The organism is Gluconobacter sp. Dm-62 (assembly GCF_018256155.1).
GTDB lineage: Bacteria > Pseudomonadota > Alphaproteobacteria > Acetobacterales > Acetobacteraceae > Gluconobacter.
Genome location: NZ_JAERLY010000002.1, coordinates 535647 through 556461 on the forward strand (window position 1 = coordinate 535647; position 20815 = coordinate 556461).

Annotated in this window: 20 protein-coding genes; 16 read left to right on the forward strand and 4 right to left on the reverse strand. The window is 58.7% G+C overall.

What is annotated here, in order from left to right:
- Window positions 1–7 precede the first annotated feature (7 nt).
- The 12 genes from rpsE (at window position 8) to JK202_RS04350 (ending at window position 8160) form a co-directional block, all read left to right on the forward strand.
- Window positions 8–583, forward strand: a complete 576-nt coding sequence (gene rpsE / locus JK202_RS04295; protein ID WP_211558530.1) for a 30S ribosomal protein S5 — start codon at window positions 8–10, stop codon at window positions 581–583.
- Window positions 576–764, forward strand: coding sequence for a 50S ribosomal protein L30 (rpmD, locus tag JK202_RS04300; protein WP_211558532.1), 189 nt, complete (start codon window positions 576–578; stop codon window positions 762–764). Before rpsE ends, rpmD begins: the two co-directional genes overlap by 8 nt.
- Before the next feature lies 1 nt (window position 765).
- The gene (gene rplO, locus JK202_RS04305) at window positions 766–1254 is read left to right on the forward strand and encodes a 50S ribosomal protein L15 (RefSeq protein ID WP_211558534.1); all 489 of its coding nucleotides are present in this window, start codon (window positions 766–768) and stop codon (window positions 1252–1254) included.
- 97 nt (window positions 1255–1351) lie between these two features.
- Complete coding sequence (secY, locus tag JK202_RS04310; protein ID WP_211558536.1) at window positions 1352–2725, forward strand: preprotein translocase subunit SecY; 1374 nt, start codon at window positions 1352–1354, stop codon at window positions 2723–2725.
- Window positions 2722–3303: an adenylate kinase gene (locus JK202_RS04315; protein ID WP_211558538.1), complete on the forward strand. Its 582-nt coding sequence runs from the start codon at window positions 2722–2724 to the stop codon at window positions 3301–3303. Before secY ends, JK202_RS04315 begins: the two co-directional genes overlap by 4 nt.
- A gap of 216 nt (window positions 3304–3519) precedes the next feature.
- Window positions 3520–3897 (forward strand): 30S ribosomal protein S13, encoded by a 378-nt coding sequence (gene rpsM / locus JK202_RS04320; RefSeq protein WP_211558540.1) that lies wholly within the window; start codon window positions 3520–3522, stop codon window positions 3895–3897.
- Window positions 3898–3954: 57 nt separating this feature from the next.
- On the forward strand, window positions 3955–4347 hold the full coding sequence (gene rpsK, locus JK202_RS04325; RefSeq protein WP_011251943.1) for a 30S ribosomal protein S11: 393 nt from the start codon (window positions 3955–3957) through the stop codon (window positions 4345–4347).
- A gap of 134 nt (window positions 4348–4481) precedes the next feature.
- Window positions 4482–5501: a DNA-directed RNA polymerase subunit alpha gene (locus tag JK202_RS04330; RefSeq protein ID WP_211558542.1), complete on the forward strand. Its 1020-nt coding sequence runs from the start codon at window positions 4482–4484 to the stop codon at window positions 5499–5501.
- A gap of 27 nt (window positions 5502–5528) precedes the next feature.
- Entirely contained in the window at window positions 5529–5951 is a 423-nt protein-coding gene (gene rplQ / locus JK202_RS04335; RefSeq protein ID WP_211558544.1) for a 50S ribosomal protein L17, read from the forward strand.
- Between the two features lie 336 nt (window positions 5952–6287).
- Window positions 6288–7598: an MFS transporter gene (locus tag JK202_RS04340; RefSeq protein WP_211558546.1), complete on the forward strand. Its 1311-nt coding sequence runs from the start codon at window positions 6288–6290 to the stop codon at window positions 7596–7598.
- Window positions 7599–7703: 105 nt separating this feature from the next.
- Window positions 7704–7928, forward strand: a complete 225-nt coding sequence (locus tag JK202_RS04345; RefSeq protein ID WP_211558548.1) for a hypothetical protein — start codon at window positions 7704–7706, stop codon at window positions 7926–7928.
- A gap of 61 nt (window positions 7929–7989) precedes the next feature.
- A complete protein-coding gene (locus JK202_RS04350; RefSeq protein ID WP_011251938.1) occupies window positions 7990–8160 on the forward strand; it encodes a DUF1328 domain-containing protein in 171 nt (56 codons plus the stop codon).
- A gap of 64 nt (window positions 8161–8224) precedes the next feature.
- Here the strand turns inward: JK202_RS04350 and JK202_RS04355 are convergent, their stop codons facing one another.
- The 4 genes from JK202_RS04355 to JK202_RS04370 are packed head-to-tail and all read right to left on the reverse strand — an operon-like array spanning window position 8225 to window position 17627.
- On the reverse strand, window positions 8225–9769 hold the full coding sequence (locus tag JK202_RS04355) for an efflux transporter outer membrane subunit (RefSeq protein WP_211558550.1): 1545 nt from the start codon (window positions 9767–9769) through the stop codon (window positions 8225–8227).
- Window positions 9769–13047 (reverse strand): efflux RND transporter permease subunit, encoded by a 3279-nt coding sequence (locus tag JK202_RS04360; protein ID WP_211558552.1) that lies wholly within the window; start codon window positions 13045–13047, stop codon window positions 9769–9771. Before JK202_RS04360 ends, JK202_RS04355 begins: the two co-directional genes overlap by 1 nt.
- Entirely contained in the window at window positions 13044–16244 is a 3201-nt protein-coding gene (locus JK202_RS04365; protein WP_211558554.1) for an efflux RND transporter permease subunit, read from the reverse strand. The genes JK202_RS04360 and JK202_RS04365 overlap by 4 nt, the downstream gene beginning before the upstream one ends.
- 39 nt (window positions 16245–16283) lie before the next feature.
- Window positions 16284–17627: an efflux RND transporter periplasmic adaptor subunit gene (locus tag JK202_RS04370; protein ID WP_211558556.1), complete on the reverse strand. Its 1344-nt coding sequence runs from the start codon at window positions 17625–17627 to the stop codon at window positions 16284–16286.
- Window positions 17628–17909: 282 nt separating this feature from the next.
- Here JK202_RS04370 and JK202_RS04375 point away from each other — a divergent pair, with 282 nt between their 5' ends.
- From JK202_RS04375 to JK202_RS04390, 4 genes are all read left to right on the forward strand, one after another.
- Window positions 17910–18200, forward strand: coding sequence for a CsbD family protein (locus JK202_RS04375; RefSeq protein ID WP_211558558.1), 291 nt, complete (start codon window positions 17910–17912; stop codon window positions 18198–18200).
- A gap of 77 nt (window positions 18201–18277) precedes the next feature.
- Window positions 18278–18913 (forward strand): DUF4339 domain-containing protein, encoded by a 636-nt coding sequence (locus tag JK202_RS04380; RefSeq protein WP_211558560.1) that lies wholly within the window; start codon window positions 18278–18280, stop codon window positions 18911–18913.
- 147 nt (window positions 18914–19060) lie between these two features.
- Entirely contained in the window at window positions 19061–19684 is a 624-nt protein-coding gene (locus tag JK202_RS04385) for a ribonuclease HII (RefSeq protein ID WP_211558562.1), read from the forward strand.
- Window positions 19681–20766, forward strand: coding sequence for a DNA methyltransferase (locus JK202_RS04390; RefSeq protein WP_211558564.1), 1086 nt, complete (start codon window positions 19681–19683; stop codon window positions 20764–20766). Before JK202_RS04385 ends, JK202_RS04390 begins: the two co-directional genes overlap by 4 nt.
- Window positions 20767–20815: the final 49 nt, after the last annotated feature.

Below are 20815 nucleotides of genomic sequence, written 5' to 3' on the forward strand. Positions count from 1 at the left end.
ATCACACATGGCACGTGAGCCAAGAGAAGGCGGCCGTGGTGGTCGTGAGCGCGAGCAGGGCGATGATCTGGTCGACAAGCTCGTAACCATCAACCGTGTTGCCAAGGTCGTGAAGGGTGGTCGCCGTTTTGCGTTCGCTGCCCTCGTGGTTGTTGGTGACCAGAAGGGTCGCGTTGGTTACGGAGCGGGCAAGGCTCGTGAAGTTCCCGAAGCAATCCGCAAGGCAACCGAGCGCGCCAAGCGCACGATGATCCGCGTTCCGATGAAGGAGGGCCGTACCCTCCATCACGATACGTTCGGTCATTACGGTGCTGGCAAGGTGGTTGTTCGTGCGGCTGAAGCCGGTACGGGTATCATCGCTGGTGGCCCGATGCGTGCAGTGTTCGAAAGCCTCGGCGTCAATGACGTTGTGGCCAAGAGCCTCGGCACGCGGAACCCGCACAACATGATCAAGGCAACGTTTGCTGCGCTCGAAAAAGCCAGCAGCCCGCGTCATGTTGCTTCCCGTCGCGGCAAAAAAGCTGCTGAACTGTTTGGTAAGCGTGAGCAGACCCAGACGGAAGCGGAGGTGACAAATGGCTGAGAACGGCAAAACCGTCCAGGTTACGCAGATCGCATCGGTCATCGGTCGTAAACCGGGCCAGGCCGGGACCCTCACGGGTCTGGGCCTGCGTGGAATTGGTTCCACGCGCACTCTGGAGGATACTCCTTCGGTGCGTGGAATGATCCGCAAGGTTGCCCACCTCATCAAGGTGGAGGGTTGAAATGAACCTCAACGAACTTCGTGACAACGAGGGCTCTCGTTATCGCAAGAAGCGTCTCGGACGCGGCATCGGGTCCGGCAAGGGCAAGACGTCGGGTCGTGGCGTCAAGGGTCAGAAGGCTCGTGAGGGCGTGTCCCTCAATGGCTTCGAGGGTGGCCAGCTTCCGCTGTACCGTCGTATGCCGAAGCGTGGCTTTGTGAACATCTTCCGTAAGGAATATGCTCCGGTGAACCTCGGTGCGATCTCCAAGGCCATCGAAAGCGGAAAGCTGGACAAGGCTGCAACCGTCACCGAGGAGACCCTTCGCAAGGCTGGTCTTGTCAATGGTAGCAAGCTGGCCGGTGTCCGTCTTCTTGCCCATGGTGAACTTTCGTATGGTGTGACCATCGAAGTCGCTGGCGCTTCCGCTGCCGCTCTGGCTGCAGTTGAGAAGGCTGGTGGTACCGTCAAGGTACTCGAGACCAAGAAGGAAGTTCAGGCTGACGCCTGATATTTCTTCCCTGGGCTTCGGCTCAGGCTAGGGTTGGATAGTGAACAGCGTCCCGTGCTTTCGTGCGGTGACGCTGTTTTCATGAAAGGACAGGTGGATGGCTTCCGCAGCAGAGCAGCTCGCCGCCAATCTCAATATGAGTTCGTTTTCCAAGGCGACCGAACTCAAGAAGCGCATCTGGTTTACCCTTGGTGCGCTGATCGTCTATCGGCTTGGCACATATATTCCGGTTCCCGGCGTCGATGCGACCGTGATGGGGCAGCTTCTTGCCCAGCATCAGGGTGGCATCCTGGGGATGTTCGACATGTTCACCGGTGGTGCGCTTGGGCGTATGACCGTGTTTGCGCTGAACATCATGCCGTATATCAGTGCCTCGATCATCATCCAGCTTCTTTCCACGGCGCTTCCGTCCATGGAAGCGATGAAGAAGGAAGGTGAGGCGGGTCGTAAGAAGCTCAATCAGTATACGCGCTATCTTACGGTGTTCATTGCGCTTTTTCAGGCTTACGGCATTGCCGTCGGGCTTGAGAACATGACGGCACATGGGGCGAATGCTGTGGTGGCTCCCGGGATGTTCTTCATCGCATCCTGCGTCGTGACGCTTGTGGGCGGCACGATGTTCCTGATGTGGCTGGGAGAGCAGATCACGTCCCGCGGCGTCGGGAACGGGATTTCCCTCATCATCTTTGCGGGCATCGTGGCGAACCTGCCGCATGCTTTGGCCAGTCTTTTCGAGCTCGGACGGACAGGGGCTCTTTCGCCCATTTTCGTTGTGATCTTCCTTGTTCTGGCGATTGCGGTCATCGGCTTCATCGTCTTCATGGAACAGGCGCAGCGCCGCGTCGTGATCCAGTATCCGAAGCGTCAGGTTGGAAACCGCATTTTCGGCGGTGATTCCACCCACATGCCGCTGAAGGTGAACACGGCCGGTGTGATACCGCCGATCTTCGCGTCATCGGTGCTGCTGATTCCTGTAACCATCTCCGGTTTCATGAACGGGCATTCGATGCCGGGTTGGCTCTCGGTTCTGGGCCAGCAGCTGGGTCAGGGGCAGCCGTTGTACATGCTGTTCTATGCAGCGATGATCCTCTTCTTCTCCTATTTCTATGCGGCGATTACGTTCAATCCCGAGGAAACGGCGGAGAACCTGCGTAAGCAGGGCGGCTTCATTCCTGGCATTCGTCCCGGGGCAAGCACTGCTACGTATTTCGACAAAATCCTGTCCCGTCTGACGGCGATCGGTGCGATGTATCTTGTGGTGGTCTGCCTGCTGCCGCAGATCCTGATCAGCAAATACAATGTTCCGTTCTATTTTGGCGGCACAAGCCTGATCATCATTGTGTCGGTCACGATTGATACGGTGACACAGGTCCAGTCCCATCTGGTGGCGCACCAGTATTCGGGTCTGATCCGCAAACAGCGCAGCCGCGGCTCCCGTGGTGGCGTTCCGGGAGGCTCGAAGCGTCGATGAACATCATTCTTCTTGGCCCCCCGGGGGCAGGCAAGGGCACGCAGGCCAAGCGTCTTGAAACCATTTATGGCTTCAAGCAGATTTCCACCGGCGACATGTTGCGGGCGGAAGTGGCGGCAGGTTCGGCGATTGGCAATGAAGCCAAGGCGATCATGGAGAAGGGACAGTTTGTTCCCGATCCGATCATCGTTGCCATGATCCAGAGCCGGATTGCGCAGCCGGACTGCCAGCGCGGGTTCATTCTTGATGGCTTCCCGCGGACTGAAAGTCAGGCCGAGGCGCTGGATGCCATGCTGTTCCAGCTTGGACTGACAATCGACGCAGTGATCCTTCTCGATGTTAACGAGGACGAACTCGTTGATCGCATTGCCAGCCGTCGAGGCGAAGACGGAACGCGACGTCCGGATGACAATCCTGAGGTGGTTCGTGCGCGTCTTGATGTCTATCGCAAACAGACTGCTCCGATCCTTCCTTATTATGAGAAGGCCGGACGTCTGCTCCATGTCGATGGCATGAAGGACGTTGAAAGCGTTGGTAAAGCGATCGATGCCATCGTGACAGGCGCTACGGAAAACTGAGTTCTGAGTAGATATCACGAAAAAGTGATCTCTATCATTTGACTCAGGTAGGGTGAGCAGTATATTGCGCGCCCTCGACACAGGTGTAGCCAGACCAGATATGCGTCTGCCGGAATCGGCAGATGACAGGTTCGGCTGCGAGACAATCGACCTGGCCACGGCCGGGGATATAACAGTCTGGAGCGGCGTTGAGCCGTTCCAATGGGAGTAACAGGCGTGGCACGTATTGCCGGCGTAAACATTCCGACCAACAAGCGGGTCGTCATTGCCCTGCGTTATGTCTACGGCATTGGCCCGTCGACGGCGCAGTCCATCTGCACGAAGCTCGAAATCCCCGATGCCAAGCGCGTCAACGAGCTGTCTGACGATGAGATCGTAAAGATCCGCGAGCTGATCGATTCCGAACTGCGCGTCGAAGGCGATCTTCGCCGTGAAACCGCAATGAACATCAAGCGTCTGATGGACCTCGGTTGCTACCGTGGCCTTCGTCACCGTCGTGGCCTTCCGGTCCGCGGTCAGCGTACGCACACCAACGCCCGTACCCGTAAGGGCAAGGCCGTTGCTATTGCTGGCAAGAAGAAGGTCACGCGCTAATTCGCGCCTGATTTCCTCATCGACGTTTTTGCTTAAACTTTTAGGACGACCTCTCTCATGGCGAAGGCCGCTGCTCCGCGTATCCGTAAAAAGGAACGCAAGAATATCATTTCCGGTGTTGCTCACGTGCTCTCCACGTTCAACAACACCATGATCACCATTTCTGACGCACAGGGCAACGCGATTGCCTGGTCGTCGTCGGGTGCGCAGGGCTTTAAAGGCTCCCGTAAGTCCACGCCGTATGCTGCTCAGGTGGCCGCAGAAGATGCTGGCCGCAAGGCACGCGAGCATGGCATGGAAACGCTTGAGATCGAGGTCTCCGGTCCGGGTTCGGGGCGTGAAAGCGCGCTTCGTGCCCTTCAGGCCGTAGGGTTCAACATTACGTCCATCCGCGACATGACGCCCGTGCCGCACAATGGCTGCCGTCCCCGGAAGCGTCGTCGCGTCTGAGTGATGCTTTGCTGCGTATCGCGTGCGATACGCAGCATTTGTTAGTGATTGCATCTTTTGCCGCACCTTACCGGTGCGGGCCCAGGTGCCGCCAATTTCCCTTGGCGTGCTTCGTTGTTTGAAAGGCCACGACCTTGGTTCTCCAGAAAAACTGGCAGTCCCTCATCAAGCCGGAGAAGCTTGAAGTCGAGCCCGGACCGGTTGCCTCGCGCATCGCCACTGTCGTGGCCGAGCCTCTGGAACGCGGCTTCGGCATGACGCTCGGTAACGCGCTGCGTCGTATTCTCCTGTCGTCGCTGCAGGGTGCTGCCGTGACCGCCATCCAGATCGATGGCGTGCTGCATGAGTTCTCCGCAGTGCCGGGTGTTCGCGAAGACGTCACGGACATTGTCCTGAACGTCAAGCAGCTTGCTCTTCGCATGCACGGTGAAGGCCCCAAGCGCATGATCCTGACGGCCACTGGCCCAGGTGAAGTGATGGCTGGCCAGATCCAGGCAGGTCATGACATCGAGATCATGAATCCCGATCTCGTGATCTGCACGCTTGATGATGGCGTGAAGCTCGGCATGGAATTCACCGTCAATATGGGTAAGGGCTATGTTGCAGCAGCAGCAAACCGTCCGGAAGATGCCCCGATTGGTATGATTCCCATCGACGCAATTTACTCCCCGGTCCGTCGGGTTTCCTATAAGATCGAGCAGACGCGTGTTGGTCAGGTCACTGACTATGACAAGCTGCTGCTGACGGTAGAGACCAATGGTGCAGTGACCCCCGAAGACAGCCTGGCTCTCGCAGCCCGGATTCTTCAGGATCAGCTGCAGCTGTTTATCAACTTTGATGAGCCGCGTCCGGTCCAGCATGAAGAACCGCAGGATGACCTGCCGTTCAACCGCAATCTTCTCCGCAAGGTTGACGAACTCGAGCTGTCGGTGCGTAGCGCCAACTGCCTCAAGAACGACAACATTGTTTATATTGGCGATCTGGTGCAGAAGTCCGAACAGGAAATGCTCCGTACGCCCAATTTCGGGCGCAAGTCGCTCAACGAGATCAAGGAAGTTCTCACCGGTATGGGGCTGTCGCTCGGCATGAGCGTTCCGGCCTGGCCGCCCGAGAACATCGAGGATCTGGCCAAGCGTCTCGACGAGACGTTCTGAGAACTTTCAAGGTAAGGAAAACTAGCAATGCGTCATGGTGTGAGCGGGCGTAAGCTCAACGTCACCTCTTCTCACCGCGCTGCCATGTTCCGCAACATGGCCGTGGCTCTCATCAAGCACGAGCAGATCACTACGACCCTGCCGAAGGCGAAAGAACTTCGCCCGGTGGTCGAAAAGCTGATCACGCTCGGCAAGCGTGGCGATCTGCACGCCCGTCGTCAGGCATTCGCGCAGCTGCGTGACGATGCTGTTGTGACGAAGCTGTTTTCGGCCGTTGCCGAGCGCTACAAGGGACGTGCCGGTGGCTACTCCCGTGTGCTGAAGGCAGGCGTCCGTTATGGCGACAATGCCGATATGGCTGTGATCGAACTGATCGATCGCGATGTCGCTGCAAAGGGCCTGGATAGCGGACCAAAGCAGAACGTTGGTGAGGAGCAGGAGGCTGCCTGAGGCCCCTGTTTTGATACTTTGAAAAAGGCCGGGGCAGGAATGCTCCGGCCTTTTTTGATTCGTGGTTTCTTTGCCACGATGTTGTGTGATATGCAGTCACCACTCTTTGCAGAAACTTTTCTGTCTCTTTCGGGGACGGCATGAATCTCCGGTCTCCTGCGGGACCGGTTCTTTCCCATTTGGAAGACGTTCTCTCGTTTTTCGCGTTGGGTCTGCACAATTCTGAGAAACAGGTCCGAGCACTCTCGTAGGGCCTGCCACGACGCATCGAATATGTATCCCGGCAATGAGGCCCGGATAGGTTCGTGATGCGTCCAGCGTTTGGAGAGCGTTATAATGTCCGAATCTTCCCCCCCGAAACATGGGCTTGCGGAAACCCTTGGGATACCCAGAGCCCTGTTCTGGGCGTTTGTGGGACAGCTCCTGTTCATGGTTGGCGATGGTGTGGAGGCGGGGTATCTCGATACCTACATGCTTCATCACGGCCACACACAGGGCTTCGTGAATGAAATGTTCACCTTCTACGGCATCACCGTGATGATCGCTGCCTGGTTCTCCGGGCCACTATCCGATCTCATGGGCCCAAAGAAGGTTATGTGGCTCGGTCTTATCCTTTGGACCATTCTTGAAGTGGGCTTCCTGACCTTCGGTCTCGGGCCGAATAGCGGGCCGATGATCCTGCTGTTCTATACACTTCGTGGATTTGCCTATCCGCTCTTTGCTTACGGCTTCCTTGTCTGGATCGCGGCCGCAACCCCGACCGCCATGCTGGGTTCGGCAGCAGGGTGGTTCTGGTTTTCCTTCTCGGCAGGTCTGCCGACGTTAGGATCGCAGTTCGCACGCTTTGCCATTCCGCAGATCGGCGAGCTTCGCACCTTCTGGTGTTCGCTCGGCCTCGTGATCATTGGTGGCCTTGTCGCACTGCTGTTCACACATGAACCGACCGGGAAAAAGCGGCTTCTTCCTGACCATGTGCCGACCAAGGACATTTTCTTCGGTTCCATGAGCATCATGTGGCGTGAGCCGAAGACGCTGATTGCTGGTATCGTCCGCGTTATCGACACGTCTTCGGAATATGCCTTTCTGGCAATCATGCCGGCCTTTTTCGTGGACCACCTCGGGTTTTCGCTTGGTCAGTGGCTGAACCTTCTGTCGCTCATCTTCCTGAGCAACATTCTGTTCAACCTTGTGTCGGGTATGGTGGCAGATACCCTGGGTCACCGGTTTGTTGTGGCGGTGTTTGGTGGGATCGGCGGCTTTATTGCCATTCCGCTGTTCTATTACGTTCCGCTGTGGTTCCCGGGGAATTTCTGGGCTGTGGCTGCCGCAGGTATTTTCTACGGTGCCACTGTTGCAGCCTTCGTCCCGCTGTCGGGCCTGATGCCGCAGATCTGCCCGCGTGAGAAAGCAGCAGCACTTTCCATCCTTGGTCTGGGCGCTGGTGCGTCTACCTGGGTAGGGCCGGCTGTCGTTGCTGCATGTGAAGCTGTCTTTGGACCGGGCATGCAGTATGTGATCTGGACCTTTGCCGTGATCTATCTGCTGTCCGCCGGTATGACGATGGCCCTGACCATCTCTCCGGAAGCTCGCCGCTATAGTGAAGAGGCGGCGGCACGGGGAGAGACCACTCCTGCTGTCGGGCATTGATACAGAGCATCCCGTTGGCGCTCTGACGATGTAAAAGGAAGGGGCAGTCCGTTACCGGGCTGCCCCTTCCTGCGTTGGGAGACTGTTATGTCAAGGAGAAGACCTATGGATGCCGATCTGGAATGCTATCTGGATGCCGAAGTGGGACGACTGCAGGATAATGCGGGATGCTGTTTTTGGAAGAGCGCCCTGAAGAAAAAAATATCCTGCGCGGCAAGAGAAACGGATGCGCTTGTCAGTGATCTTATGGTGGATCAGCCACTGTTCTGGCTTCTGAGCTCGTTTTTTGTCGGGATCTTGTTGGGGAAACGTCTTTTTCGGAAAAATTAAACTTCCGCAGGTGCGTCACGTTACGACATGACCACGAACTCTTGGGCGAGGAGCCTGCGTCATGCTGCACTATGCGATTGTTTTCTTCATCATTTCCATCATTGCCGGCGTTTTCGGCTTCTCGGGCATTTCTGCCGCGACTGCCGGAATTGCCAAACTGTTCTTCATTGTTTTCCTTGTTCTGGCAGTTCTGGCCATTCTCGCGGGCGTTGCTGGGCTGCATGCGCTCTGAGCGCCTGACATACAGTTGATGCGAAAAGGGCGGGTGCCAATGGCCCCGCCCTTTTTTATGGTCTTCAGTTCCCGTTCTTGTCTCTTTGGATGAAGGACGGCAGAAGCGGATTGTCCGTCTGAAGCGAGTTCTTGCTTGGAAGCTGCTGAGTGGTCCAGCCACCTCCCAGATCCGTAATGAGTTTTACCTCGGCGAGGAATTGTTGCTGCCGGACGCTGAGCTGGGTTTCCTGGTACTGCAGGGCATTCTGTTCGGCGGTGATCACGGTTGTATAGATTTGCGTCCCGGCAAGGTACTCGTTCATCGAGACCTGCACCGCTGCCTCGGCGGATTTCACGGCAGCATCCTGCAGAGCCAGCTGCTGATCGAGATAATGCAGACCAGACATCTGATCCTCGGTGTCCTGAAGCGCGGCGAGAACGGTCTGACGGTAGGTGGCGACGGCATTGTCATAATCCGCTTCCGCACTGCGCACGGCTGCGGAGCGCGCACCGCCCTGGAAGATCGTCTCGGTTGCGGCCGCGCCAAGGCTCCATGTGCGTGTGGCCGCCTGGATCAGCTGTTGAAGCGGATTGCCGCTATAGCCGTAAGATGCTGTGAGCGAGACCTGCGGGAAAAAGGCCCCGATCTCATATCCGATTTCCGCATTATATGATTCCATGTTGCGTTCGGCCTGAGCCACGTCAGGGCGGCGCTGAAGCAGCATGGATGGAACTGCAACAGGTGCTGCAGGGATTGTCGCGGGAAGGGGAGAGGGCGCTAGCGTAAGTTCTGCCGGCGCACGTCCTGTCAGCATGGCGATGGCATGCTCATACTGCGAGCGGGCAATATGCGCGTTGGAAAGGTTCGCCTGCGTTGACTGCAGCAGATACCGGGCCTGGAGAACACTCGTTGGATCGGCGACACCGGCATCCAACTGGTTCTGCAGAATATCCAGGTTGTGGCGATAGAGATCGACGTTACGGGCATAGAGCGCGATCAGGCTGTCCTGATAACGCAGGTCGAAATAATCCTGTGCTAGCTGAAGCTGATAGGACAGGCGCATATTGGCAACCAGCGCCGCGTCGGCCTGTGTCGCCGTAACCTGCTCCTGAACCTGACGCCGGATCATGCCCCAGACGTCCACGGTCCAGCTTGCGGACGGGCCGGTCGTCCATGTGTTGGACGTGTAGGACTGGCTGGACGTGTAGGGAATACCGTTGCTGGCATTCGAGGTGCTGCCGCCTTCCGAGTTGCGGTTGAAGCTGAACTTGCCGCTCAGTGTCGGAAAGAGCTGGGCCCGGATCGAGTCAATCGTGGCGGCAGCCTTACGGTACTGCGCCTCATATTCCTTCAGGCTTTGATTGGATGTTGCGACACGCTCTTCAAGATCGTTCAGGACGGGGTCGTTGAAAACCGTCCACCAGTCTCCCTTGGGCATTTTTGCAAGATCGGGGACAGCAGCCTGCCAGCCCGGTGGCGGCGGTGCTTCCTTGAACTTCGCAGAGATGATGGCCTTCGGGCGATGATAGTTCGGCCCGACCATGCCGCCGATGCAGCCGCTCAGGAACGGCAGGGTCGCTGCCCCCAGCAGGGCATTGCGCAGGGTAGACTTACGGAGGGCGGTCATCAGGACTGTGTTTCCCGGGATGAAAGATGGAAGAATGAGGCGATATGGGACCGCAGACGGCCCATGGCGCGTCCGAACCGGTCGAGATACAGGAAAATGACAGGTGTGCTGTAAAGCGTCAGAAGCTGGCTGACCACGAGACCACCAAGGATGGCGATGCCCAGCGGACGCCGGAGTTCGCAACCATATCCATTGCCGATAATCAGAGGCACGGCGCCGAACGCAGCAGCCAGAGAGGTCATGAGAATGGGGCGAAAGCGCAGATGACTGGCCTGACGGATGGCATCCGTGGCGGACATCCCTTCACGCTGTGCGACCAGGGCAAAATCGATCAGCATGATGGCGTTTTTCTTGACGATGCCGATCAGCAGAATGACGCCGATCATCGCCATGAGGGAGAACTCCTCCCCACAGACCTGCAGGGCAAAAATAGCACCTACGCCAGCAGAAGGCAGGGTCGAGAGGATCGTCAGGGGATGGATCAGGCTCTCGTAAAGGATGCCCAGAACAATATAGACGGCTGCAAGGGCTGCAAGGATCAGCAGGGCCTCGCTTCCGACCGATTTCTGGAAAGCCGCTGCATTGCCGGCAAATCCACCATGAATGTCCGACGGGACATGCAGCTTCACCATGGCAGCCTGAACCGCGTCCACAGCCGGCCCGAGCGACACTCCGGGTGCAAGGTTGAAGGAGACGGTTGTTGCGACGGACTGACCTTCATGGCTGACGGTCAGGGCCGTATTGGTGTTCCGCTGGCGCGAGACAACCGAGAGCGGAACCATTGTGGCCGCAGTCGTCGCCACAGCTGAACCGCTCGACGCCGATTTGCCACCTGCAAGGGCGTTGGCGACGGAGTTCTGATAGGACTGCTCGCTTTCCGACAGGGCTGTCGCGGCAGTCGTCGCGCGGGCGCGGATGTTGTTGGACGCCGTGCCACCCGCCGCTGTGCCGCCGGAGATGCTCACCCACATCTGTTCCAGCATTGACGGGTCCTGCCAGTAGCGCGGAGCGGCTTCCATGACGACGCGGTACTGGTTGAGGTTGCCATAGATGATCGACGCCGCACGCTGGCCAAAAGCATCATAGAGCGTATTGGAAATCAGCTGTGGCGTGACGGAGTAGCGTGCTTCCGTGTCGCGGTTGATGGCAATGTTAATGCCCTGTCCGCCCTGTTCCACATCGGACGTGACGTCCATGAGCTCTGGCAGCTTCGAGAGCGCCGCGACGATTTTAGGCGTCCATTCAAACAGGTCTTCGGCGGATGGGCCTTCCAGCGAATACTGATAGGCAGCGTCGCCGGGGCGTGCACCCGTCCGGACGCTCCCTGGAGCCATGAGCCGCAGTTGCGCGCCGGGAACGTGCGAGAACTTTCGGGTCAGACGCTGGATGGTCGTGGCAAGATCATCCGTACGTTCGGATTTGGGCTTGAGGGCGACGAACATGTTGGCGGAGTTTGCGGAACGTCCGCCTACGCCCCCCATGACACCCACGACGTCACGGTCCGCAGCAACAGTCTTCATGGCCTTGACCACGATTTTCTGGAGCGCCTGAAACGAGATCGACTGATCGGCGACAACACGGCCCATGATCTGCCCGGTGTCCTCGGACGGGAAGAAGCCCTTCGGCATCTTCACATACAGCACGCCCGCAAGGATCAGGGTGGCGGGCAGGGACATCGCAATCAGAAACTGGTGTTTCAGCGCCCAGTCGAGGGAGCGCCCATAACCGGCGGTCACACTGTTGATCGTCCGCTCAAGGAAACGGCCGATCTCTTTCCACGGGCCCGGACCGTTGTCGTCTGTATGGGTCAGCAACTGGGCGCTGATCATGGGCGTCAGCGTCAGGGACAGGACCAGCGAAATGCAGAGTGTGATGACCATGGTCATCGCAAATTCGTGGAACAGGCGTCCGGCAATGCCGCCCATCAGCATGATCGGCGCGAAAACGACGATCAGTGAGACTGTGATGGAGACGACGGTGAAGGCGACTTCGGTCGTGCCCTTGATGGCTGCTTCCTGCCGTCCGTAGCCCATCTCCATGTAACGGGCGATGTTTTCCAGTACGACGATGGCGTCATCAACCACAAACCCGGTCGAGATCGTCAGGGCCATCAGGGACATGTTGTCGAGCTGGTATCCCATCAGCGACATGACGCCAAAAGTCCCCACGATCGAGACCGGAACCACGATGGCCGGAACCATGATGGCCGAGAGACTGCGCAGGAAAAGCAGGACAACGGCCACCACGAGCACGATGGCGATGAAGAGGGTCTGTTTCGTGTCGTCCAGCGAGGCCCGGATCGTTTTGGAGCGATCGATCAGGATCGAGATGTCGGTGTTACCGGGAAGAGCAGACTGAAGCACCGGCAGGCGGCTGCGAATGCCGTCAATCGTTTTGATGACATTTGCGCCACCCTGCGAGAACACCGTGCAGATGATCGCGGCCCTGCCGTTGAGATAGCCGGCCTGACGGAGGTCTTCCACGCCGTCATTGACGTCTGCCACGTCCGTGAGCCTGACAGGCTGGCTGTTACGGTACGCGATGATCAGGTCGCGGTATTCTTCGGCTTTCGTGGCCTGATCGTTGGTCGAGAGCATCATCCGTTCGCCATTGGCGTCCAGAAAGCCCTTGGGCGTATGGGCGTTAGCGGAAGCGAGCGCGGCGCGCAGATCCTCGAAGCCGATCCCATAACGGAACAGGCGCAATGGATTGATCTCAACGCGGACGGCAGGAAGGGAGGCGCCGCGGATGTCCACATCGCCCACGCCCTGGATCTGGCTGAGCTGCGGGATCAGAATATTGCTGGCGAAGTCGTAAAGCTCCTGCGGCGTCCGGGTGGCGGAAGACAGGGTCAGCGCCAGAATGGGAGGGCCGTTGGAATTCGCCTTCATGTATGTCGGGTTGCTGCGGAGGGTCGTCGGCAGGTCCTGTCGTGCGCCCTGCAATGCAGCTTCCACATCACGCGCCGCGCCGTTGATATCGCGCGACAGGTCGAACTGGAGCGTAATGCGCGTCTGGTTGACTGTGGATTCAGACGTCATTTCCGTGACGCCGGAAATCGCCCCCAGATGCCGTTCCAGAGGTCCGGCGATGGTGCTCGCAATCTCTGACGGGGAGCCACCGGGCTGGTTCGCCGTCACCATGATAACCGGGAAGTCCACGTCCGGCAGATCGGCAACGGGGAGGCTGAAATACCCCATGATGCCGCCGATGACGAGCGCAACGGCCAGCAGCGTCGTACCGACTGGCCTCAGGACGAAGAGGCGGACCAGATTCACGGAGCGCCTGTCTGAGGATTGGAAGCCTGCGGCTTCGAGGGCGGCCGGCTGCGGCGGTGTCGCTGGATGAAGGCGCGGGTCTTCGTGCCCAGTTCATCCATGAACAGATAGATGACAGGCGTTGTGAACAGGGTCAGGAGCTGCGACATCATCAGACCGAAGACGATGGCCACACCCAACGGGCGGCGCAGTTCTGAGCCGACACCCGTGCCGAGCAGCAGGGGGAGGGCGCCGAACAGGGCTGCAAGCGTGGTCATCAGAATCGGGCGGAAACGGAGCAGCGCCGCACGCTTGATCGATTCAAGCGGCGTATGGCCTTCTAGACGTTCGGCTTCGAGCGCGAAGTCGATCATCATGATGGCGTTCTTCTTCACGATGCCGATCAGCAGCACGATGCCGATGATCCCCATGATGTCGAGATCCATCCCGAAGAGATAGAGCCCGATCAGCGCACCGATGGCGGCTGAAGGCAGGGTGGAAAGGATCGTGATCGGGTGGACATAGCTCTCATAGAGAATGCCAAGAACGATATAGACCGCAATCACGGCCGCCATGACCAGCCAGACCTCGTTGGACAGCGACGAGCGGAACGCCGCAGCGGTACCCTGGAAGGCGGTCTGGAACTCAGGCGGCAGACCGATCTGCTTTTCCACGCGTTCGATGGCGTTTGTCGCGGTTCCCAGCGAATAGCCGTTGGCAACGTTGAACGAGACGGTCGTAGCCGGGAACTGGCCGTAATGGCTGATCAGAAGGGGTGCGAGCGCATGGGTCATCGTCGTCACCTGCGACAGCGGCACGAGGCCTGATGTTGGCTGACGGGTCGGGCCGGACGTGCTGCCACCGGCTTCGGATGAAATGCCCGGCAGGTAGAGCTGGCTCAGGGAGGTCAGATCGGTCTGAAGCTTCGGATCGGCTTCCAGAATGACGCGGTACTGGTTGGACTGCGTGTAGATCGTAGTGATCTGGCGCTGGCCGTAGCTGTCATACAGAAGGTTGTCGATCGTCTGCGGTGTGATGGAATAGCGTGCGCCGGTCGGACGATCGAGCGAAAGCTGGGCCACCAGCCCCTCGGCCTGAAGGTCGGACGTCACGTCCGTCAGGGACGGCTCCTTGCGCAGCGCATCCACGAACTTCGGCACCCAGGTCTTGAAGGTGTCGTAATCCGGGTTTTCCAGCATGAACTGGTACTGTGTGGCAGAAATCGAGGAATCCAGCGACAGGTCCTGGATCGGCTGGACATAGAGTTCCGCCCCGGTCACCTGCTGCCCGACGGAGGACAGGCGGCGCAGGATTGTCTGCAGGTCGCTTGTCCGCTGCTCGCGCGGCTTAAGGTTGATCAGGAAGCGGCCGACATTCAGCGTCATGTTCTGGCCGTCGATACCGACGAAGGACGAGATGCTTGCGACGTCCGGATCTTTGAGGATCACGTCTCCAAGGGCGGCCTGACGGTCCTTCATGCCTTCGAATGAAATGGCCTGTGACATCACGGAGATGCCCTGGATCACGCCGGTGTCCTGCGTCGGGAAGAAGCCCTTGGGAATGGTCCAGGCCAGCACGCCCGTGAGGATGATCGTGCCCACTGTGACCAGCAAGGTCATGACACGGAAGCGCAGCACCACGTCAAGCCAGCGACCATAGCCCGCGATCAGCGCATTGATGCCACGCTCGGTGCGGTTGGACAGGCGGCTCCAGACCGTGTTTTTCGTGGAGGGCGCATGCGTGTCGGACAGCAGACGCGCGCACATCATCGGCACCAGCGTCAGGGCGACGACGGCGGAAATGATGATCGTGATGGAGAGCGTCATCGCGAATTCATGGAAGAGACGGCCGACGACGTCTTTCATGAACAGCAGCGGGATCAGCACGGCGATGAGCGAGACCGTCAGCGAGATGATCGTGAAGCCGATTTCGCCAGCACCCTTGAGCGCAGCGGTGTAGCGGTCCTCGCCGGCCTCGACATAACGCGCGATGTTCTCGATCACCACGATGGCGTCATCGACCACGAAGCCGGTCGCGATGGTCAGGGACATCAGCGAGAGGTTGTCGAGCGAGAAGCCCAGCAGATACATCGCTGCCAGAGTGCCAATCAGTGACAGCGGAACGGACAGGCTGGGAATAATCGTTGCCGGAACATTCCGCAGGAACACGAAGATCACGCCCACGACCAGCAACATGGCGAGGCCAAGTTCGTATTCCACGTCATTGACGGAAGCACGGATGGTCGTGGTGCGGTCGGTCAGTGGCGTGACATCAATGCCCGGTGGCAGGTCGAGCTTGAGCTGCGGCAGGACACGCAGCACGTTGTCCACGACGCCAATGACGTTCGCGCCGGGCTGGCGCTGTACGTTCAGGATCAGCGCGGGTGTGCGGTTAGCCCAAGCGGCAAGCTGTGCGTTTTCGGCACCTTCGACCACGGTTGCGATGTCGCGAACGCGGATCGGACCGTTGTTCTGGTATGCGATCACCTGGTTCATGAGCTGTTCGACGGACTGGATCTGACCGTCGATGCGCAGGGAAGTGGAGCGCTTGGGGCCATCGAACGTACCGGTCGGCGAATTGACGTTGACCGTGCTGATGATGGTGCGCAGCGTGTCGATTGCGATGCCGTAGGAGGTCAGCTTCGGGATGTTGACCTGGATCCGGTACGCCTTGCGGTTGCCACCCGAAAGGGTAACGAGACCGACGCCGGAAATCTGACTGATCTTCTGCTCAAGACGCGTGTTGACGTAGTCCTCGACCTCAGGAAGTGGTAGCGTTTTGGACGTGATGCCAAGCGTCAGGACGGGGGTATCCGCCGGATTGACCTTCGCATAGATCGGAGGCGCGGGCAGATCGCTGGGCAGCAGGGAAGTCGCGTTGTTGATCGCGGCCTGAACTTCCTGCTCGGCCACGTCCATCGACATGTCCAACCCGAAGCGCAGGGTCACGACCGAAGCACCACCCGAGGACTGGGACGTCATCTGGTCCAGCCCCGCCATCTGGCCAAGCTGGGTTTCCAGAGGGGCGGTGACGGACGTGCTCATCACATCCGGACCGGCGCCGGGATAGAACGTCGAGACCGTGATCGTCGGGTATTCGACCTGCGGCAGCGCTGACACGGCCAGGAAGTGATAGCCGAGCAGACCGCTCAGCAGAATGGCGAACATCAGGAGGCTGGTGGCAACCGGGCGCTCGATGAACAGGCGGGACGGATTCACGGTCTTGCTGTTCCCTAATCTTGCTGTTCTGGTCGGCGATCAGTGGTTGCCGGTATCGGCAGGCGAGGACGGGTCGTTCGTTTTCTGCGGCGCATCGGAGCTCTGCTGCCCGTTGCGGTGACGGCGGTGCTGTCCGGCGGTCTGCTGCTCGGCTTCCGTGGTCTGCTTGGCAGCCGACGAGGTGTCGGGGATCGAGACCTTCTGGCCCGGACGCAGATGGCTGACGCCATCGGTTACGACACGGTCGCCATCGTTCAGGCCCTTCTGGATCACCGCATTCGTGCTGTCGGTCGTGCCCACCGTGACGGGGACGACTTCCACTGTCATGTCAGGCTTCACGCGATAGACAAAGCGGCCGTCTGGTCCGGTCTGAAGCGCATTACCGGGAATGAGCAGGGCGTTGTGCAGCGTCGTGACCAGAAGATGCGGATTGACGAACTGGTTCGGGAAGAGGTGCTCGTCCTCATTCGCGAAAATGCCACGCATCCGGACTGTTCCGGTGGAGGTGTCGATCTGGCTGTCGAGGGCCTTCACGGTGCCGGTGGCGAGTTTCTGGGTGTTGTCGCTGTTCCAGGCTTCGACAGTCAGTTCGCCGGATTCACGCAGATGGGTTGCGACATCGCCGAGCTGGTTCTGCGGGACAGTGAAGATTACCGAAATCGGCTGCATCTGCGTCAGGATCGTCAGCCCGCCGGACTGGCCTGCCGTCACATAGTTGCCGACGTCGAGCACGCGGATACCGACACGACCTTCGACTGGCGCAATGATGTGGCAGTACATCACGTTCAGCTCGGCGTTCCGGACATTGGCACGATCGAACTCGACCTGACCTTCAAGCTGCTGGACCGTGAATTCCTGGTCACGGGCAGTCATGGCGGAGGTCGAGTTCTGCTTGATCAGGCGCTGGTAACGGGCATTGTCCACGCGGGCCTTTTCAAGCTGCGCCACATCAGCTGCCAGAGTGCCGCGATACTGGGCAAGCGTGGCTTCATAGGGGCGTGGATCAATCAGTTCCAGCTCGTCGCCCTTATGGACGTGCTGGCCTTCCTGATAATAGACGGCAGCAATATGACCGTTGACCCGGGGCGTGATCGTTACGTTCGTGACAGGAACGACCGTGCCGATTTCCTGGAAGATGACAGGCATATCGCCGGTATGGGCGGTTGCGACGGCGACGGGCTGCACGCTTCCGTCCCCGGTCCCGGCGCCATTACGTTTGTGCGTCGCGCCATGAGGGCGGAAGATCGCAAACAGGATCAGAAGAACGACCAGAAGGACAACGCCCCAGAGGATCCAGCGCCGACGGGAGCGGGCAGGAGGAGGGGAGGACTGGGCGGTGCTGTTCGTAAGGCGGTCGTTGGAGCCGGCCGTCTGCTGATCCATGGTGGTTCTGTCTTTCCCTATACCAGAGCTCAGGGCTCTCAGGCGGCGATGCTATGTGTTTTCATACCTATACGGCAGGAGGCCAGCGCCTGCCATGACGCGACCTTAAATCCTGTTCAGTTTTGACAATGAAAATCAAAATGAGCGTAAATGATACGTTTCGTTACTTTGTCGCAGGCCTTGTCTCTTTTCCGCTCAAGGATCATATCGGACTGGAACCGGATGCTGCGGTCGCGCGTTCATCAACGCAGACACAGATTTGTCCGGACAAAGGAGAACAAGATGGCTGATACAACTGAAACGAAGGCTGAAGGCCTCCTGGATGACGTCAAGGGCAAGGTCAAGGACGGCGTTGGTGGCCTGACCGGTGATGCCAAGCTTCAGGCCGAAGGCAAGTTTGACCAGCTTTCCGGCATGGCACAGCAGGAATTTGCTGACCTTTATGACGAAGGTGAAACCAAGCTTGAAGCAGCGACTGCGTTTGTGCAGGATCGCCCTCTGATCTCACTCGTGATCGCGACGGTCGTTGGCATGATCGTAGGCGGTCTGTTGTTCGGACGCAAAAGCTCCTGAGGGAGCAACAGCCCTTTCGACGACTGCAACGTCTTTGTGCTAGAAGCCTTCCGGAGTAATCCGGGAGGCTTTTTTGCATGGAATGGTTTTACGAGAATAACGGGCAGCAGGCCGGTCCCGTTTCCCGTGAAGAAATCCTGCGTCTGATCATGCAACAGCGCATCAAACCCGAAACCCTTGTCTGGACGTCGGAGTTTGGAGAGACGTGGCGGCCAGCCAGCGCTGCCGGGCTTGTGTCGCCGCTGACAGGCCTGCTGCGGATGTCGTCAGGCATTTCAGAACACTGGGCCTGGGTTTTGCTGGTGGGGCCCTGGCTCATCCAGCGTCTGGCGCTTCTGGTTCTGGATTGGCGCCAGATCCCGGATAGTGAACGGATGGGAACATTTTCCATCATTGGAATGATGTCACTGGCCCTGTTTTTCACGGCTTTTGTGCTTGATCGCAATTCGATCCGCGAGAGTGGTCAAACGCCGCCCGGCTTCTGGTGGTGGCTTTTCCTGCCGGGTTATTTCTGGAGGCGGCGGCAGATTGTCGGCCGCGGGCTCTCGCTTCTGATCGTCAGCCTCGTGTTGCTGGCGGCGAATGTGACAGAAAAGATCTATCAGCTTCCCCAGATCGAAACCGAGCTTCAGACGCGGCAAGGGCAATCGAGTCAGCCTGCTCCTACGACGCCTCCGGGTGCTGGCCAGGACAACGAACAGGAAGAACTCTGAAGTCCGCAGGGAAAGAGTCTTTCACACCACACTTGACAGACTAAACTCAGAGAAAATGCATTTTTAGGCTTCCCTTTCGAGTCGCCATGATTCAAAACCGATTCGGTCACCTGATTTTGGGGTGTCTGTCGGGGAGAACGCTCAAAAATGCCGGATTACGCCCTGGAAGCTGCCCATGGGGGGCTGGTCGTCGGGATCGACGAAGTCGGGCGTGGTCCTCTGGCAGGGCCGGTGGTGGCTTCTGCCGTTGCATTCACGACGCCTCCGTCTGAAACCCTGTCTTCCCTCCTTGATGATTCCAAGAAACTGACAGCCCGGCGCCGGATGCTTGCCTATGAGGCCCTGATGGCTGACGAGCAGGTTCTGATCGGCATCGGTGCCGCGTCTGTTCTGGAAATTGAGCAGATCAATATTGCCCAGGCCTGCTATCTGGCCATGCGCCGCGCGCTGTCCCGGTTGGGGCGCATGCCGGATCTGGCCCTTGTGGATGGCAAACATGCCCCAAAGCTGCCGTGTCCCATCAAAATGGTGATCGGCGGGGACGGGATCAGCCTGTCCATTGCCGCAGCCTCTATCATCGCAAAAGTGACGCGGGATCGCCTGATGGCGCGTCTGGCGGTGCGACATGACGCCTATGGTTGGGAGCGCAATGCCGGTTATGGCACGGCCGCGCATATGCAGGGCCTGAAGCTCCGGGGGGTGACACCCCATCACAGGCGTAGTTTTGCGCCGATACGAAACATGATTGAAGCAGAGGCACACGCAGCATGAGCGGTGAATTTCCCGTCGACCAGATCCTGCGTGGAGAATGCATCGAAACGATGAAGACGCTGCCCGATGGGAGCGTGGACTGCATTTTCGCCGATCCGCCGTACAACCTTCAGCTACGCGGCGAGCTGCGTCGTCCGGACGAGACCGTCGTGGACGGGGTGGATGATGATTGGGACAAGTTCGCGGATTACGCGACCTACGACAATTTTACGCGCGAATGGCTCAGCGAAGCACGCCGTATCCTGCACAAGGACGGTACGATCTGGGTTATCGGATCGTATCACAATGTCTTCCGGCTGGGCGCGATCATGCAGGATCTGGGCTTCTGGATCCTGAACGACATCGTCTGGCGCAAGTCCAACCCGATGCCGAATTTCCGGGGGCGGCGTTTTACGAACGCACATGAGACACTGATCTGGGCGGCTCGTGGTCCGCAGAGCAAGTACCGCTTCAACTATCAGGCCATGAAGGCGCTGAACGACGATCTTCAGATGCGCTCGGACTGGTATCTGCCGCTATGCACCGGCAATGAGCGCCTGAAGAACGAGCATGGCCTGAAACTGCATCCGACGCAGAAGCCGGAAAGTCTGCTCCATCGTGTTCTGGTGGCCTCGACCAATGCCAACGACGTGGTCCTCGATCCGTTCTGCGGCAGTGGCACGACGCCCGCCATGGCCAAGCGCCTGGGTCGCCATTACATCGCCATCGAACGCCATCCGGATTACGTTAAGGCCGCCCGGGAGCGTGTGGCGCGTGAAGAACGCCTGACATCCGAGCAACTCGCGACGACGCCTGCCAAGCGTGAGATGCCCCGTATTCCGTTCGGCAGCTTTGTAGAGACAGGCGTCCTTCCTGCCGGAACGGTGTTGTACGACCGGCAGAAACGGCTGAAAGCAACCGTTACGCCTGATGGTACGCTGGTTTCAGGTAATCAGCGTGGCTCGATTCACAAACTGGGCGCGACATTGACAGGCGCACCGTCCTGCAATGGTTGGACGTTCTGGTATTTCGAGCGGGACGGACAGTTTGTCCAGATTGACGTGCTGCGCCAGGAAAGTCAGGCGCTTCGCAACGTCGGCTGATACCGCGTAATGTACGCATAAAAAAAGCCGGAGACTGATCTCCGGCTTT

What these genes read in the sequence shown, in the direction of transcription:
- rpsE (WP_211558530.1), top strand. Translation starts at nt 8, where the DNA reads ATGGCACGTGAGCCAAGAGAAGGCGGCCGTGGTGGTCGTGAGCGCGAG.
- rpmD (WP_211558532.1), top strand. Translation starts at nt 576, where the DNA reads ATGGCTGAGAACGGCAAAACCGTCCAGGTTACGCAGATCGCATCGGTC.
- rplO (WP_211558534.1), top strand. Translation starts at nt 766, where the DNA reads ATGAACCTCAACGAACTTCGTGACAACGAGGGCTCTCGTTATCGCAAG.
- secY (WP_211558536.1), top strand. Translation starts at nt 1,352, where the DNA reads ATGGCTTCCGCAGCAGAGCAGCTCGCCGCCAATCTCAATATGAGTTCG.
- JK202_RS04315 (WP_211558538.1), top strand. Translation starts at nt 2,722, where the DNA reads ATGAACATCATTCTTCTTGGCCCCCCGGGGGCAGGCAAGGGCACGCAG.
- rpsK (WP_011251943.1), top strand. Translation starts at nt 3,955, where the DNA reads ATGGCGAAGGCCGCTGCTCCGCGTATCCGTAAAAAGGAACGCAAGAAT.
- rplQ (WP_211558544.1), top strand. Translation starts at nt 5,529, where the DNA reads ATGCGTCATGGTGTGAGCGGGCGTAAGCTCAACGTCACCTCTTCTCAC.
- JK202_RS04340 (WP_211558546.1), top strand. Translation starts at nt 6,288, where the DNA reads ATGTCCGAATCTTCCCCCCCGAAACATGGGCTTGCGGAAACCCTTGGG.
- JK202_RS04345 (WP_211558548.1), top strand. Translation starts at nt 7,704, where the DNA reads ATGGATGCCGATCTGGAATGCTATCTGGATGCCGAAGTGGGACGACTG.
- JK202_RS04350 (WP_011251938.1), top strand. Translation starts at nt 7,990, where the DNA reads ATGCTGCACTATGCGATTGTTTTCTTCATCATTTCCATCATTGCCGGC.
- JK202_RS04355 (WP_211558550.1), bottom strand. Translation starts at nt 9,769, where the DNA reads ATGACCGCCCTCCGTAAGTCTACCCTGCGCAATGCCCTGCTGGGGGCA.
- JK202_RS04370 (WP_211558556.1), bottom strand. Translation starts at nt 17,627, where the DNA reads ATGGATCAGCAGACGGCCGGCTCCAACGACCGCCTTACGAACAGCACC.
- JK202_RS04375 (WP_211558558.1), top strand. Translation starts at nt 17,910, where the DNA reads ATGGCTGATACAACTGAAACGAAGGCTGAAGGCCTCCTGGATGACGTC.
- JK202_RS04380 (WP_211558560.1), top strand. Translation starts at nt 18,278, where the DNA reads ATGGAATGGTTTTACGAGAATAACGGGCAGCAGGCCGGTCCCGTTTCC.
- JK202_RS04385 (WP_211558562.1), top strand. Translation starts at nt 19,061, where the DNA reads ATGCCGGATTACGCCCTGGAAGCTGCCCATGGGGGGCTGGTCGTCGGG.
- JK202_RS04390 (WP_211558564.1), top strand. Translation starts at nt 19,681, where the DNA reads ATGAGCGGTGAATTTCCCGTCGACCAGATCCTGCGTGGAGAATGCATC.